The sequence below is a fragment of the Bacteroidota bacterium genome, assembly GCA_016183775.1.
Taxonomy (GTDB): Bacteria; Bacteroidota; Bacteroidia; order JABDFU01; family JABDFU01; genus JABDFU01.
Genome location: JACPDY010000092.1, coordinates 1 through 13,462, shown reverse-complemented (window position 1 = coordinate 13,462; position 13,462 = coordinate 1). Strand labels below are relative to the sequence as shown.

Sequence of the window (13,462 nt, the reverse complement as noted above, 5' to 3'; positions counted from 1 at the left end):
TCCTTATGGACATCTATACCGCAACCGGTTGTTACAACCTGTTTGAATTTTATTTCTTGCATTACGTTTCATGTTTTGCACGAAGTTAAATATTCATCCTCGGTTGGTGTGCTTCATTCTAGCTCATGACCATTTCATGAGATATATGCCCGGACGCTTCTCCAATAATTTCCAGTTGTTTAACGCAGGCAATTCGCATCATTGAATTTTGCGAAAAGGATTGAAATGAAGTGTTGTGTATGTAACTTTTTATTTCGGCTATAGCATCAGATATATGTTGTAATCGGACTTTGTCACCAAAATTATTTCGCATAAACCAGAATTTTATCCTTATCAATATATGGTTTGATGTATTTTGAAACAGCTTTTTGAGAAAGCAAGTCAACTTTTTTATGGAAAATATTTTCGAGGTCAAGTTTCATTTGGACAAACATTAAACCGATGGTTTGAGAATAGTCCAGTTCAACTAAAATGTCGATGTCACTGTTAATATCGTCTTCCTGCCTTGCAATTGAGCCAAATATATAAGCTTTAAGCACGGGCTTATCTATAAAGTACTTGCTTAACGTATGTTTAATACTTTGAATTGTCATATTGCTAAGTTACTAAAAAACTAATAATTACTCTCCGGCCTGTAAAACATAACCTTGCCTTTGGTCATGTCGGCCAATTTAAGTTCACTTATCCCGACTTTTCGGCCATGCTGACCGGTATTCTGGTGTGCGATCTGGTATTCACCTTTAGCGATCACTCTATATACAATGGCTGTATGATGAGCCATAGATTCTTTGAAGTGTCGGCCACCTTTATCGTATTTTAAAACAACATTCTCGAATTGTATCAGGTCGCCAGGGTAAATGTTGTCTTTTAGAGGATCCATTTGCTTGCCGTATTTATAGTCACCATCCCATTTGGCGTTTACTCTTGTAAGTGCTTCATTGGCCAGATCCCAGCATTCTCCACGTGCAACTTTTTTTCCTACAACACTCGTGGTATAATCAAGTATCTTTTGATTAAGCGCAGGTATTGAATTTTGGCTATAACTGAGTACTGAAGTTTGTATCAGAAAAATTGTGAGTATGTGTTTAATTTTTCTCATTTTAAATGTTGTTCAATGTTCCGGGTTCAACGTTATTATAACACTGAACTTTGAACCTTGAACCCGGAACCCTTTTTTATTTAACCAACGTCATCTCATCAACTAAATAACCGGCTCCTGCAAACTTGTCGATGATAAATAATACATAACGTATATCAACACTGATATTGCGTGCGCGGTCGGCATTAAAGTGATAATTGCTCATGGTTCCTTCCCATGCCGTATCAAAATTCAGGCCAAGCAAACGACCTTCTCCATCAAGCAACGGAGACCCCGAATTTCCACCTGTAGTATGGTTACTTGCAATAAATGCAACCGGAACATCGCCATTTTCGGCATATTGACCAAAATCTTTGGCATTGTAAAGGTCAACCAGCTTTTGAGGAACCCTGAACTCAGGGTTTGTATTATCCATCTTTTCAATAACACCGCTTAAAGTCGTTTTGTAATCATACAGGGCACCATCAAATGGTTTATATGGCGCAACAGTTCCATACGCTACACGAAGTGTTGAATTGGCATCAGGCCAGAATTTCCGGTCTTTTTGCATTTCACGCAGAGCTTTCACCCATTGGCGGTACAAAAGATCTATTTTAGTTTCAAGAGCTGAATAAGCGGGGTCGATATTTTTTTTGTAATTGTTTACAATGTCGAGCATAAGCTTAAAGCCCATATCTTTTTCAATCTTTTTGAATTGGCTTCGTTTATAGCTATTAAGGAATGAAGTAACCTTTTTTTCATTCACCAGCCATGAATTCTCAAAAACCTCTTCGGCATATTCTGTATAATCATTCTTGTATTTTTTTGCCACAAGGTCAAATGCAGGTGTGCGATGTGTTTTTGACAGATCGGAATACATTTTCAATAAAGCGGCCAGCTCTTTTTCATCGGTTGGTGCATTATAATCCTTGAAAAACCGGGTTGCGTCTTTTTTTAGATTTTCTGCTTCAGCTTTGATCTGTTCATCAGTACTACCGGCATTTTTGCTTAAAGAAACCAATGTAATGAACCTGTTGGCAAATGAAACAAGTTCAATACCCATACCGCATTCATCAAAAAGGGTCGATTCTAACTCCAGCGGATACATTTGTTCATATGCTGTTTTAAAATCAGTCAGCAGGTTTCCGTATTGGGTTTGTTTTGATGTATAGGCCCATTCCCTGAACTGTTTCTCGAGACTCTCTTTCATTGCAATTGTATTTAACAATCGCATTCCTTTATCTTCTCCCTGGAATTTTTTATAGTAATTTGAAATCCGGGCATACTTACTTGAATATTGCAATCTAACTTTGTCATTGGCTTTCATATCATTCATCCATATACCAAGTCTTTTCTCACGGATACTTATGCTGGTAGGATTTGATATTTCCGTTACCATACGAATACCGTGTGATGTGACGTATTCAAAAGTCCGGCCGGGAAAGCCGTAGGTCATTGTGAAATCACCTTTTTGATACCCTTTTAGTGAAACATTTAAAAAATTTCTAGGTTTAAATGGTTTGTTATTGGGGGAATAATCGGCCGGTTCGTTCTTTTCATTCGCGTAAATACGGAAAACCGAAAAGTCGCCCGTATGACGCGGCCACATCCAGTTGTCGGTCTCCCCGCCGAATTTTCCGATCGATTGGGGCGGGGCGCCAACAAGGCGGACATCTTTAAAGGTTTCGGTAACTACCATGTAATATTCGTTTCCATAGAAATACGGCCTTATCCTTGCACGGTACCAGGTATCTTTAACGGCATCAGCTTCAAGTGTCTTGCTGTTTTTTTCGATCAACTTGTTACGTTTCGTTTCATCCATATTATCAGTAACTCCGTTCAGCACCTGTTTGGTAACATCGTCAATACGAACTACAAAAGTGCAGGTAAGGCCGGGTGTTGGCAGTTCTTCACCTTTGTTTTTAGCCCAGAAACCATTGTCGAGGTAATTATGTTCAACGCTTGAATGCGACTGTATGCTTCCGTATCCGCAGTGGTGATTGGTTAACAGCAAGCCTTCATTAGAAACCATTTCGCCGGTACATCCGCCTCCGAATAATACAATCGCATCTTTGAGCGATGAGTTGTTTACGCTGTATATCTGGTCTGCCGTAAGCTTGCAGCCCAGTTTTTGCATTTCACCTTCATTGAGGTCTTTTAAAAACTGCGGAAGCCACATGCCTTCATCGGCAGCGAGGTTAAATGGGTTTATCAGGATAGTAAGTAATGCTGTAAGAATTGAGAACTTCTTCATAGGAGTATTGTTGTCGGTTGATAGTTGATAGTTGTTGGTTATTGAATTATAAAATCTGCAATTTATAATTTCGATTTTAATCACACTGCAACATCATATTCTCTTAATGCGTTGTTAAGTGATGTTTTCAGGTCGGTGCTTTCTTTGCGTTGTCCAATGATCAGCGCGCATTGTACATGGTAATCCCCTGCCGAAAAATTTTTGGTGTATGAGCCGGGAATAACAACCGAGCGCGGAGGAACGATACTTTTATATTCTTTCGGTTGTGCACCGGTCACGTCAATTATTTTTGTCGATTTGGTAAGTACCACATTCGCACCCAAAACGGCTTCTTTTTGTACACGCACGCCTTCAACTATAATGCAGCGTGAGCCGATGAAACACCCATCCTCAATAACCACAGGGGCAGCCTGTATGGGTTCCAGTACGCCGCCTATTCCAACACCGCCGCTGAGGTGAACATCTTTACCTATCTGCGCACAGGAACCAACGGTTGCCCATGTGTCGACCATCGTTCCGCTATCAACGTAAGCCCCGATATTGACATAGCTCGGCATCATAATTACACCTTTGGCCAGATAGGCTCCGTAACGTGCAACGGCATGAGGTACCACACGAACGCCAAGCGCGGCATAATTTCGTTTTAATTTCATTTTATCATGAAACTCAAGCGGGCCGGCCTCCAGTGTTTCCATTTGCTGGATGGGAAAGTAAAGAATAACCGCTTTCTTAATCCATTCATTTACCTGCCAATCATTGCCTTTGGGTTCAGCTACCCGCAATTTGCCTTTGTCAAGCTGTTCAATTAGCTCGCGGATAGTTTCCTGTGTTTTCGTCTCTTTTAACAATTCCCGGTTATCCCAGGCTGCTTCTATTATTTTTTGCATAAATCTTTTGACTTTTTGGGGTCATAAATATATCAAATCCCGTTTAACATTTAGCAATTAACCTTTAACTTTGTTGAATGGCCCGGATTATGGCAATTGACTATGGTACAAAGCGTGTTGGAATAGCTGTAACCGATCCGAACCAGATCATAGCCAATGGGCTTACAACCATTCATTCCAAGGATGTGATGGAGTTTTTAAAAGGGTATGTAGTGAAGGAAAACGTGGTGTGTATTGTTGTTGGAGAGCCTAAACGTATGAATAACGAGGCCAGTGATGTGGAAAGACAGATCGCTCCTTTTGTGAAAAGTCTGCAAAAGAATTTTCCAAATATCCCGATCGAGCGTATGGACGAACGTTTTACATCTAAAATGGCTTTCCAGGCAATGATAGATGGAGGTTTAAAGAAAAAGGACAGACAGAACAAAGAAACCGTTGATATGGTGAGTGCGACAATAATTTTGCAATCGTATCTTGAACATAAAGAAAATGGTAATCGGTGATCAGTTTTTGGTGATCGGTAAATGGTAAAAAGTAATAAGCCCGCCTGTCGAAGCTGATACACTTAGTGAATTCGAAATGTCGGTGTAGACAGGTAATTAGTAATTTGTAATTTTCAATTTGTAATTTGTTATGATTTTTCCAATTGTAGCCTACGGCGATCCGGTACTTAAAAAAGTGGGAGTCGATATAGATAAAGACTATCCCGGCCTGGAGCAGTTTATTGCTGACATGTTTGATACTATGTATGATGCGAGTGGAGTGGGTTTGGCGGCTCCGCAGGTTGGCAGATCCATACGCTTATTTATTATTGACCCATCGCCATTTGCAGAAGACACAGATGATGACGGAAAGCCCCTTGAAGAATATAAAGGATTGAAGGACCTGAAAAAGGTATTTATCAATGCAAAGATCCTTGAGGAAGAGGGTGAAGAATGGAAATTTAACGAGGGTTGTCTGAGTATACCCAAGATACGGGAAGATGTGCTGCGTTTACCTAAGATAAGGATACAGTATTATGACGAGCATTTTAAGAAACATATTGAAACGTACGAAGGTATTGCTGCCCGCATTATTCAGCATGAGTATGATCATATTGACGGCAAGTTGTTCGTGGACAGGATAAACCCAATGCGCAGAAAGATGCTAAAGGGCAAGCTGGATGACATTACCAAAGGTAAAGTGGATGTAGCGTATAAGATGAGGTTTCCGAAGAGGAAGTGAAGGGGGGGGATTGGTGATCAGTTATCGGTGATCGGTAATCAGTAATCGGTAATCAGTGATCAGTGATCAGTAGGTTTTATTAATTACTTTAAGTCAGATGTGTGTCATTCCGAGTGAAACGAGGAATCTGGCATTTGAGGGTAGGTGGCCAGCGCTCTGCCAGGTGTCTAACCCGTCAAAAGGCGGGTCGACATAACATGAATTTTGAAAACCATATATTAAAGATCATACCGAATACGATGATTATATGGAATTTTCAGAAAAACATTTGGTGAAAATTTGGAGCTTTCGTGCTTTGGTGGCGAAAATCCATTTGCCACTAAAGCACCAAAACACAAAAGCCCACCAAAAATTCTTATTATGAAAAAAATAATCCTTCTTGCGTTTGTCTCGTTCCTATTCGCCGCCTGCAACAACAGTAGCCCGGAAACACCTGCCACTAAAAGCCCTGCAAAGCCGGTTCGCGATACACTTGTACATACTATTGAACTATTAGAGCAGAAGCTCAAAGCACAGCAAACAATCGATTACAACCTTGGTGCAGCAATGGTAAACGCGTATATGGAATTTTTCAATAACTATCCCAAAGATGCCGCAGCGGCTGATTATCTTTTCAAGGCCGCTGAAGTTTCTATGAATGTTAAACAAAGTGAAAAGGCTATTGAGCTTTTTCAAAAAGTAAATGATGTATATCCCAATTTTGGAAAAGCTTCGTTTGCTCTGTTCCTTCAGGGTTTTATTTACGAAACGCAATTGAATGATATAACCAAAGCAAAAGGGATATACAGCCAGGTCGTTGAACAATATCCCAATACCAAAATTGCCGAAGACGCGAAGGCATCTATTGCCAACCTCGGTAAAAGTGATGAAGAGCTTATTAAGGAGTTTGAAAAGAAGAATAAGGTAAAGTGAACCAACGCTGAAGTTCCTGAAATGAAGTCTTAACCGTATTCAGGTTCCTATTTTATCTCCTGGCTTTTCAAACGGTCGCTTTGATACTTCCTGTTCCGCAGCATGTTCACATAATTCCTCCCCAGACGAATATTGTAATTTTCATATGACTTTTGTGCCCATTCAATGGCCTTATCCAGGTTTCCGTTTATTTCATTGATGATAGCCATGTTATAGCAGGCTCTTCCGGCGACTTTCCGGCTGCTGTTAGTAGTTTCTTTTTGCCATATCTCGGCAGCTCCATCCCAGTTACCTGTCCTGGCCTTGCGCTTGGCGATCTTAAAATTTGAATTGGCTTTTACATAATAATCACGGGTAACTTTTGTCCAATATGGAAGTATTCTGTCGGCGTATATGTGGCCAACCTTGTTAGCAGTTTGTTTCACGGCTTCTTTACGGCTGATCAGCGCCCCTGTTGCGGCAACTACAGTTACGCCGCGCGCGGTAAAAGTCATGTTCTGAAAAAGTGAATACTCATCGACAATTAACCTATTGCCGGGGTCATATATCCTCCAGCCTGTTTTAACTGTTGTTTCCATATTCACCTGCTGCTGAACAGACGCAATAACATCCAATGGATTTGTTGTTTTTGGCGGAATTACAATAGGGTTTATCTTCAGTTCAGTATCAAACATTTCCAATGCAAACAGCGCATCAATATTATTGGCGCGACATATGCTTTCTACCTGTTCCCATGATAATGGAGCAGCGAAGATACCAAAACCCGGCCCTTTGAGCACCGTTGAGTCCAATTGCTTTACCAGTTCAAACCGGTTGTTTTCCATCAAGGCGTCTTTTAACCCCCTGATGCTTTCGGCACTGCCTTCTTTAACCATAGCAGCAGTTTCTCCGGAAAGGATCTGGTGAATTGTGTTCAATGTCTTTGCGTCATCCGAAGGTATACTTCTGTTAAGCACTCCCACTTTCCTGATCGTATTTGGTACTGTGACAGGTGCAGGATCCATAACGCTGATGTGTACGTAGTTTGTTTTGCAAGCCGGGAAGATAAAGCCCAGTAAAATGATCGGAATAAATTTTTTCATAATTTATATATGTTTATTATCAGGAGATTGAATAAACTAACGCATAACCTCTTAATTAAGAGCCTGTTTAAATTTCATTAGATTTAATTACAAGTCGCCCCGACGGGGCTTAAAATATATTTTAACTTGTCTTTCTACAAACAGGTCGCCCCTAAAGGGTTTCAAAAATAAGTCCCAGAGGGACGACCTGTTTGTAGTAAAAATGCACTACCGAATTTTAGCCCCATCGGGGCGACCTGTTTTTTATATATATAAATTTTAAACAGGCCCTAAAATAATTATATTTGGTAGTCAAACATTGCTAATATGAAACAACTTTCAGTCTTAGGTGTCTTTGTAAGTATTACATGGATGCTATTTACTGTGATGTATCTACCTGAAGAATTATCAACATTAGCATTCATCGTTTTTATAGGCACACCTGTTTATTTTTTACTTTTTTCAATTGTTGCTATCAAAGAAAGTTTCAGAAAGAAAAGCAAGAACGACTATTTCCTTTAATAATTATTTACTCCCTGTTTTTTCAGTTTTTATAATTTCTCCGCCAGGTTTATATGTCTTCATAAATTCCTCCCAGGTCTGTTTGTTGAATAATTCTTCACCTAAAAACACCATGATAGGTTCAATGCTTTCGGGCGTTTGGTAACCGGGCACAGGCTGACTTAATAAGCCGAATTTTTCATTCAGGTAAACTGTAGTGGGGTAGGACATCTGGTTGTTCAGCAATGCCGATGCAAGCTGATGAGTGGAGCGCATCCCGTTTGGATTAGGGTTTACAAATTGAGCGCTGTCCATTCTTACGGTGTCTTTCATTTCGGCATCGAGCTTAACGGCATAAAAATATTTGTTCATCAATTTAATTACACGCTGGTCCTTGAATGTATATGCATCCATTTTCTTGCACCATCCGCACCAGTCGGTGTATACATCAATGAATATTTTTTTAGGTTTGGTTTTATTGAGGTTGTACGCTTCCTGGAAGGTGTACCACTTTATTTGTTCATCGGGTGGTGATTTTTTTTCTTCACCGACCTTGAAAGCAGTAAGTATAAGTATTAAAAATAATGCCGCGGGAATCAGTAGTTTTTTCATCAATATATTGATTTGTTAAATTCTATGTAATACAGTCATATCCAAACATTGTACCAATTCTTTACTTTGAGCATACTTAAACTCATAAAACCACTTAATTGTTACAGTTTTACTGTCGGAATTCACTTTTTTTGAAAGAATTGTAATATAACACTCAATTTCATGGTTGGGGTAAACGGGCTTCAGGAATTTCCAATTATTTACTTCAAGTCCGGCAATAACAGAGTTTCCAAAGCGCGGTATCCAGAATTTACGGTGCATGACCTGGAAAATATGAGGACCGCTGGCTATTAATCTGCCGAATAAACTTTTTTTAGCCGCCTCTTTATCAATGTGAAACTCAAGCGGGTCAAATATTCTAGCGTATTCAATGATCTCGGATTCGGTAAGGGATTGTTTGCCTAATAAAACAGGTTGGCCAGTTTCAAGTGTTTGATATGGGGTTTCTGCTTTAGTCAAAATTTGTTAAAATGAATGACTGTACGTTAGTTGTTTGTTTCGCCGGCAACCGACAATTAATAACCAACAACTACCTGATCCCATTCATCATGGTAGTCAACTTTTTACTTACCACAAATAAGCAAAGTGATGCTGCTCCGGACATGGCCACGAATACCATAAAGAAAGAATAAAGGTCATTTATTTCAAATCCTATAAAATGCGGAAATGGTTTCGAAGGATCAGGGTAAAGGCTGCTTAAGGCACCCGCGAATTTATTGGCTGCGGCGGTAGAAAGAAACCAAACGCCCATAAGCAATGATGCAAATTTCATGGGAGCAAGTTTGTTTACCATTGAAAGACCGATCGGAGAAAGGCACAATTCACCAAAAGTGTGAATAAGGTATAATGATGTTAACCAAAGTATGCTCACCTTAACACCCGGCTCCACTCCTTTAACACCGAAGGCGATCACCAGGTATCCTAGTGAAAGCAGAAATAAACCAAGCGCCTGTTTATAAGGTGATGCAGGCTCCATGTTTTTCTTGCCAAGAAACTGCCATAGGAAAGCAAAAAGAGGTGCGAAGATCACAATTGCTACAGCATTGATCGATTGAAAAAAGCTGGTTGGAATTGTTGTTCCCAAAAGATTTCTGTCAGTTTGTTCTTCGGCGAAATAGGTAAGTGATGCGCCCGCCTGCTCGAATGCAGCCCAAAAGAATATAACAAAGAAGGCTGCGATATAAATTACCCAGATCCGCTCGCGTTCGATCTTGGTGAGGGTTTTGTCGGATATAATAAATCCCGGAGCCGCAATGGTTAATGAGTAAATAAATGAACCGATAAGGTCTGTATCGAAACCCCAAAAGAAAAGTCCAAATATGGCAATCGCGACAGTTCCCCAAATACCAACCTGTGCGGGCGAAAATGCTTTTACCAGTTCTTCAGGAACATCTGTCTGAACTGATACATCGGGCCTTGCGGTTTCAGCTACCTTTGTGGAAGCATTTTCCGGTTTACCTCCAATAGCCTTGCCTTCTGGTGTTACAATATATTTATCCTTTAGATAAACAAAAAAGGCAATACTTACCAGCATGCCACAACCCGCCGCCAGAAAGCCCCATTTAAAATCAGCAGGGTTACCTGTATCGCCAAGATAACCGCAAAGCAGCGGAGCAATAAAAGCTCCAAGATTAATACCCATGTAAAAAATTGTAAAGGCCGCGTCACGTCTTTTATCACCTTCTGGATAAAGTTGTCCCACCATTGTAGAAATATTCGGTTTAAAGAATCCATTTCCTAAAATGAGAAATGTTAAACCGGTATACATGGCTATTCCGGCCGTACTCTGCTGCTCATAAATTGAGCCGCTGAAAAACATGAAAAACTGGCCAAGGGCCATAAGTAAGCCGCCAATGATGATAGATTTACGATTGCCCCAATACCTGTCGGCCATATAACCTCCGAGTAGGGGTGTTAGATAAACCAATCCTGTATAACTGCCATATATCTGTGAACCAAGCGCTTTGTCAAATAATAATGCTTTGGTCATGAAAAGCACAAACAGCGCCCGCATTCCATAGTAGCTGAAACGCTCCCACATTTCGGTTACAAATAATACATACAATCCTTTTGGGTGTCCTTCGTTTGTCGTTGCTGACATAGTTTTTCTTTTTTAGAGTCGCTAAATATATGAAAATTGTGCTTACAAATTCTCTATAATAAAATTGGTCATTTTGGTGAACAGGTTCAATCTTGTAACGGCCCCATTTATACTATGGGCTTTATCGGGATAAATGAACTGCTCGAACTGTTTGTTGGCTTTAATGAGGGCGCTGCTCATTTCAAGGGTGTTTTGTAAATGCACGTTGTCGTCGGCGCTGCCATGAACGAGCAGGTACTTACCTTTCAGCATATTTACAAAATTGATGGGGGAATTTTCATCGTATCCTCCGGGGTTCTCTTGTGGCGTTGAAAGATAACGTTCGGTATATATAGTATCATAAAAACGCCAGTTGGTAACGGGTGCAACTGCTATACCCGCTTTAAAATAATTGGCACCCTTTGTCATGCAAAGTGAACTCAGGTAACCACCAAAACTCCAACCCTGTACACCTATGCGGTCTTTATCGACATAAGCAAAACTACCCAGGAATCTGGCCGATTCGATCTGATCAATTGTTTCGAGTTTTCCTAATTGTTTGTAAGTACATTTTTTAAAATCACGTCCACGCCCTTCTGTACCCCGGTTGTCCACACAGGCTACAATATATCCCTTTTGGGTTAGGAGGGTGTGCCACAAATAGTAGCTGCCTCCCCATTCATTACTCACGTCGTTGTTGTGTGGGCCTCCATAAAATGTAAGCAAAACAGGGTATTTAATATTGGGATCAAAATCAGCGGGCTTCATCATCCATGCATTTAATTCTACATCTTCGGAAGTTTTGAACGAGAAGAATTCTTTTTTTGTTAAGTTATAGCTTTCAAGGGTTTTCTTAAGGTCTTTATTGTCTTCAATAACACGGATAAGCCTACCATCAGCGCTGTGCAGTGTAATGTTTGGAGGCGTGTTCGCGTCGCTGAATGTGTTGATGTAATAATGGAATCCGTTTCCAAAGTCGACACTGTTGGTGCCGTTATTTACTGAGAGTTTTTGTTTTTTTTCTCCATCCAGCTTAATGGAGTAAAGGCATCTTTCTGTTACGGAAGTCTCGTCAGATATATAAAACAGGGTTTGGGTAGATTCATCAACTCCTTTAAAGTCGAACACATCCCAGCTTCCTTTGGTGAGCTGTCTGATCATTTTGCCCGAAATATCATATAAATACAAGTGGTAAAAACCATCCATGTCGCTTGACCAGATAAAGCTTTTATTGTCCTTTAAGAAAGTAAGGTTATCCGATATCTCAATATATGTTTTGCTTTCCTCCGTTAAAATAATTTTTGAATGACCGGTGTATGCATTGGCGAGCAGTAGTTCCAGCTTATTTTGCAAACGGTTCATACGTAATAACGAAAGTGTGCTGTCATTGTTGGTCCATTTTATGCGGGGAATGTATTGATCGGTTTCTTTGCCAATGTCAACTGTGATTGTTGTGGCCTTTTGAAGATCATACACATGAATACTTACGACCGAATTATTTTCACCGGCTTTAGGATATTTATAACGATACACAGTAGGGTACAGGTTACCATTATACTCACTCATTTCAAACTCTTTCACGCGGCTTTCATCGAATCTGTAATAAGCGATTTTATTACCATCAGGACTCCATGCATAGGCCTGGCTGAACGAGAATTCTTCTTCGTACACCCAATCAGTGGCGCCATTAATAATGTGGTTGAATTTTCCGTCAGAGGTAATCATTGATTCAACTCCTTTAACAAGGTCTTTAATAAAGAGGTTGTTGTTGCGTACAAAGGCCACTTTGTTTCCATCGGGTGAAAAGGAGCCATACATTTGCTTCTCACCTGCGGTAACCTTGTCGAGTTTCTTTGACTTTATATCATACACATAATAATTTTCGCGGGTTGAGTGACGGTAAATTTTTTCCTCTTCAGAAGCGATAAGGATCTTGCTTTCATCATTGCTGAAAGAATAGTTATCAATTGAAACAGGAGTATAGGATCCGGCGGGAATAAGAGCAGATGAACGAACGATTGTTTTAACCTGTTTCCCCGTTTTGTATTCATATTTAACTATAAATGTTTCCAGGCCCTTTTCGTCTGTTTCCAACGAAGTATAATACTTACCATCCTTCATTGAATACAAACCATCGATCCCTGCCGGCATAAAGGTTCCTTTGGTCCATATATCTTCGAGCGTAATATCCTTCTTTTGACTGTATCCTGAAAGGCAAATTAAAAGGGTCATCAGAGGCAATATTCTGTGCATAAAAGGTATCATTTATAGGGTGAATATAGGCAAAAAGCCTGTTTTTAAGCTGAAAAATATGATGAACGGCAACATCAACGAATAACGAATCTGTACGAATTTGCGAATTGATATGGGTTTAGATTCGTAAATTCGCTTTTTATTCGTTATTCGCTGATGTTTTTCATTTTTTTCCTATATTTGCATCCCAATAAATTTTTGAACAATGAAAAAAGGTATACACCCCGAAAACTACAGATTGTGTGTTTTCAAAGACATGTCGAACGATTATGCGTTCATAACCCGTTCAGCATCTGAAACAAAAGAAACTATTAAATGGGAAGACGGAAATGAATACCCGCTTATTAAGCTGGATATTTCACACATGTCGCATCCTTTTTATACCGGCAAACTTATGTTGGTTGATACAGCAGGCCGTGTAGATAAATTCAAAAAACGTTACGAGAAGAAAGCGGCGAAATAATTTTTTTGATAATGTTATGCTATTGAAAGGCAGCTCCTCAGATTTGGGGGGCTGTTTTAGTTTTGGGACATTTGTTATTTTTATAAAGGTTGGAAGACAGAAGACCGAAGTCCGAAGTAGATAAGAGGAACAAAAGC

The 13,462-nt window shown here is 39.9% G+C and carries 15 protein-coding genes; 5 read left to right on the top strand and 10 right to left on the bottom strand.

Going from position 1 to position 13,462, the window contains the following annotated elements; translation table 11 throughout:
- Nucleotides 1-118: 118 nt before the first annotated feature.
- From HYU69_11635 to HYU69_11615, 5 genes are all read right to left on the bottom strand, one after another.
- The gene (locus HYU69_11635; protein MBI2270986.1) at nucleotides 119-313 is read right to left on the bottom strand and encodes a DUF86 domain-containing protein; all 195 of its coding nucleotides are present in this window, start codon (nucleotides 311-313) and stop codon (nucleotides 119-121) included.
- Nucleotides 303-593, bottom strand: a complete 291-nt coding sequence (locus tag HYU69_11630) for a nucleotidyltransferase domain-containing protein (GenBank protein ID MBI2270985.1) — start codon at nucleotides 591-593, stop codon at nucleotides 303-305. The genes HYU69_11635 and HYU69_11630 overlap by 11 nt, the downstream gene beginning before the upstream one ends.
- A 20-nt stretch (nucleotides 594-613) precedes the next feature.
- On the bottom strand, nucleotides 614-1,099 hold the full coding sequence (locus HYU69_11625) for a hypothetical protein (protein ID MBI2270984.1): 486 nt from the start codon (nucleotides 1,097-1,099) through the stop codon (nucleotides 614-616).
- 76 nt (nucleotides 1,100-1,175) lie between these two features.
- Nucleotides 1,176-3,332 (bottom strand): S46 family peptidase, encoded by a 2,157-nt coding sequence (locus tag HYU69_11620; protein MBI2270983.1) that lies wholly within the window; start codon nucleotides 3,330-3,332, stop codon nucleotides 1,176-1,178.
- Nucleotides 3,333-3,412: 80 nt separating this feature from the next.
- Nucleotides 3,413-4,219 carry a 2,3,4,5-tetrahydropyridine-2,6-dicarboxylate N-succinyltransferase gene (locus HYU69_11615; protein MBI2270982.1) on the bottom strand — a complete coding sequence of 269 codons (807 nt, stop codon included), beginning with the start codon at nucleotides 4,217-4,219 and terminating at the stop codon, nucleotides 3,413-3,415.
- A 77-nt stretch (nucleotides 4,220-4,296) separates the two neighbouring features.
- On the opposite strand from HYU69_11615, the gene ruvX reads away from it, so the two are divergent.
- The 3 genes from ruvX (at nucleotide 4,297) to HYU69_11600 (ending at nucleotide 6,355) form a co-directional block, all read left to right on the top strand.
- On the top strand, nucleotides 4,297-4,722 hold the full coding sequence (gene ruvX / locus HYU69_11610; GenBank protein MBI2270981.1) for a Holliday junction resolvase RuvX: 426 nt from the start codon (nucleotides 4,297-4,299) through the stop codon (nucleotides 4,720-4,722).
- A gap of 130 nt (nucleotides 4,723-4,852) precedes the next feature.
- Nucleotides 4,853-5,443: a peptide deformylase gene (locus tag HYU69_11605; protein ID MBI2270980.1), complete on the top strand. Its 591-nt coding sequence runs from the start codon at nucleotides 4,853-4,855 to the stop codon at nucleotides 5,441-5,443.
- Nucleotides 5,444-5,803: 360 nt separating this feature from the next.
- Nucleotides 5,804-6,355 (top strand): tetratricopeptide repeat protein, encoded by a 552-nt coding sequence (locus HYU69_11600; GenBank protein ID MBI2270979.1) that lies wholly within the window; start codon nucleotides 5,804-5,806, stop codon nucleotides 6,353-6,355.
- Between the two features lie 47 nt (nucleotides 6,356-6,402).
- Here HYU69_11600 and HYU69_11595 read toward each other — a convergent pair whose 3' ends face one another.
- Entirely contained in the window at nucleotides 6,403-7,437 is a 1,035-nt protein-coding gene (locus tag HYU69_11595; GenBank protein ID MBI2270978.1) for a hypothetical protein, read from the bottom strand.
- Nucleotides 7,438-7,743: 306 nt separating this feature from the next.
- Between HYU69_11595 and HYU69_11590 the strand changes: the two genes are divergently transcribed.
- Entirely contained in the window at nucleotides 7,744-7,938 is a 195-nt protein-coding gene (locus HYU69_11590) for a hypothetical protein (GenBank protein MBI2270977.1), read from the top strand.
- A 3-nt stretch (nucleotides 7,939-7,941) separates the two neighbouring features.
- Here the strand turns inward: HYU69_11590 and HYU69_11585 are convergent, their stop codons facing one another.
- From HYU69_11585 to HYU69_11570, 4 genes are all read right to left on the bottom strand, one after another.
- The gene (locus HYU69_11585) at nucleotides 7,942-8,529 is read right to left on the bottom strand and encodes a DUF255 domain-containing protein (GenBank protein ID MBI2270976.1); all 588 of its coding nucleotides are present in this window, start codon (nucleotides 8,527-8,529) and stop codon (nucleotides 7,942-7,944) included.
- A gap of 15 nt (nucleotides 8,530-8,544) precedes the next feature.
- Nucleotides 8,545-8,988, bottom strand: a complete 444-nt coding sequence (locus tag HYU69_11580; GenBank protein MBI2270975.1) for a hypothetical protein — start codon at nucleotides 8,986-8,988, stop codon at nucleotides 8,545-8,547.
- A 70-nt stretch (nucleotides 8,989-9,058) separates the two neighbouring features.
- A complete protein-coding gene (locus HYU69_11575) occupies nucleotides 9,059-10,630 on the bottom strand; it encodes a peptide MFS transporter (protein ID MBI2270974.1) in 1,572 nt (523 codons plus the stop codon).
- A gap of 42 nt (nucleotides 10,631-10,672) precedes the next feature.
- Nucleotides 10,673-12,862 (bottom strand): S9 family peptidase, encoded by a 2,190-nt coding sequence (locus HYU69_11570; GenBank protein ID MBI2270973.1) that lies wholly within the window; start codon nucleotides 12,860-12,862, stop codon nucleotides 10,673-10,675.
- Nucleotides 12,863-13,067: 205 nt separating this feature from the next.
- On the opposite strand from HYU69_11570, the gene HYU69_11565 reads away from it, so the two are divergent.
- On the top strand, nucleotides 13,068-13,325 hold the full coding sequence (locus tag HYU69_11565; GenBank protein MBI2270972.1) for a type B 50S ribosomal protein L31: 258 nt from the start codon (nucleotides 13,068-13,070) through the stop codon (nucleotides 13,323-13,325).
- The last annotated feature ends 137 nt before the right edge of the window (nucleotides 13,326-13,462 follow it).

Excerpts from the sequence above, each read along its gene's own strand:
- HYU69_11615 (MBI2270982.1), bottom strand. The coding sequence starts at position 4,219 with ATGCAAAAAATAATAGAAGCAGCCTGGGATAACCGGGAATTGTTAAAA.
- HYU69_11635 (MBI2270986.1), bottom strand. The coding sequence starts at position 313 with ATGCGAAATAATTTTGGTGACAAAGTCCGATTACAACATATATCTGAT.
- HYU69_11620 (MBI2270983.1), bottom strand. The coding sequence starts at position 3,332 with ATGAAGAAGTTCTCAATTCTTACAGCATTACTTACTATCCTGATAAAC.
- HYU69_11565 (MBI2270972.1), top strand. The coding sequence starts at position 13,068 with ATGAAAAAAGGTATACACCCCGAAAACTACAGATTGTGTGTTTTCAAA.
- HYU69_11630 (MBI2270985.1), bottom strand. The coding sequence starts at position 593 with ATGACAATTCAAAGTATTAAACATACGTTAAGCAAGTACTTTATAGAT.
- HYU69_11575 (MBI2270974.1), bottom strand. The coding sequence starts at position 10,630 with ATGTCAGCAACGACAAACGAAGGACACCCAAAAGGATTGTATGTATTA.
- HYU69_11585 (MBI2270976.1), bottom strand. The coding sequence starts at position 8,529 with ATGAAAAAACTACTGATTCCCGCGGCATTATTTTTAATACTTATACTT.
- HYU69_11605 (MBI2270980.1), top strand. The coding sequence starts at position 4,853 with ATGATTTTTCCAATTGTAGCCTACGGCGATCCGGTACTTAAAAAAGTG.
- ruvX (MBI2270981.1), top strand. The coding sequence starts at position 4,297 with ATGGCCCGGATTATGGCAATTGACTATGGTACAAAGCGTGTTGGAATA.
- HYU69_11570 (MBI2270973.1), bottom strand. The coding sequence starts at position 12,862 with ATGCACAGAATATTGCCTCTGATGACCCTTTTAATTTGCCTTTCAGGA.
- HYU69_11595 (MBI2270978.1), bottom strand. The coding sequence starts at position 7,437 with ATGAAAAAATTTATTCCGATCATTTTACTGGGCTTTATCTTCCCGGCT.
- HYU69_11600 (MBI2270979.1), top strand. The coding sequence starts at position 5,804 with ATGAAAAAAATAATCCTTCTTGCGTTTGTCTCGTTCCTATTCGCCGCC.
- HYU69_11625 (MBI2270984.1), bottom strand. The coding sequence starts at position 1,099 with ATGAGAAAAATTAAACACATACTCACAATTTTTCTGATACAAACTTCA.
- HYU69_11590 (MBI2270977.1), top strand. The coding sequence starts at position 7,744 with ATGAAACAACTTTCAGTCTTAGGTGTCTTTGTAAGTATTACATGGATG.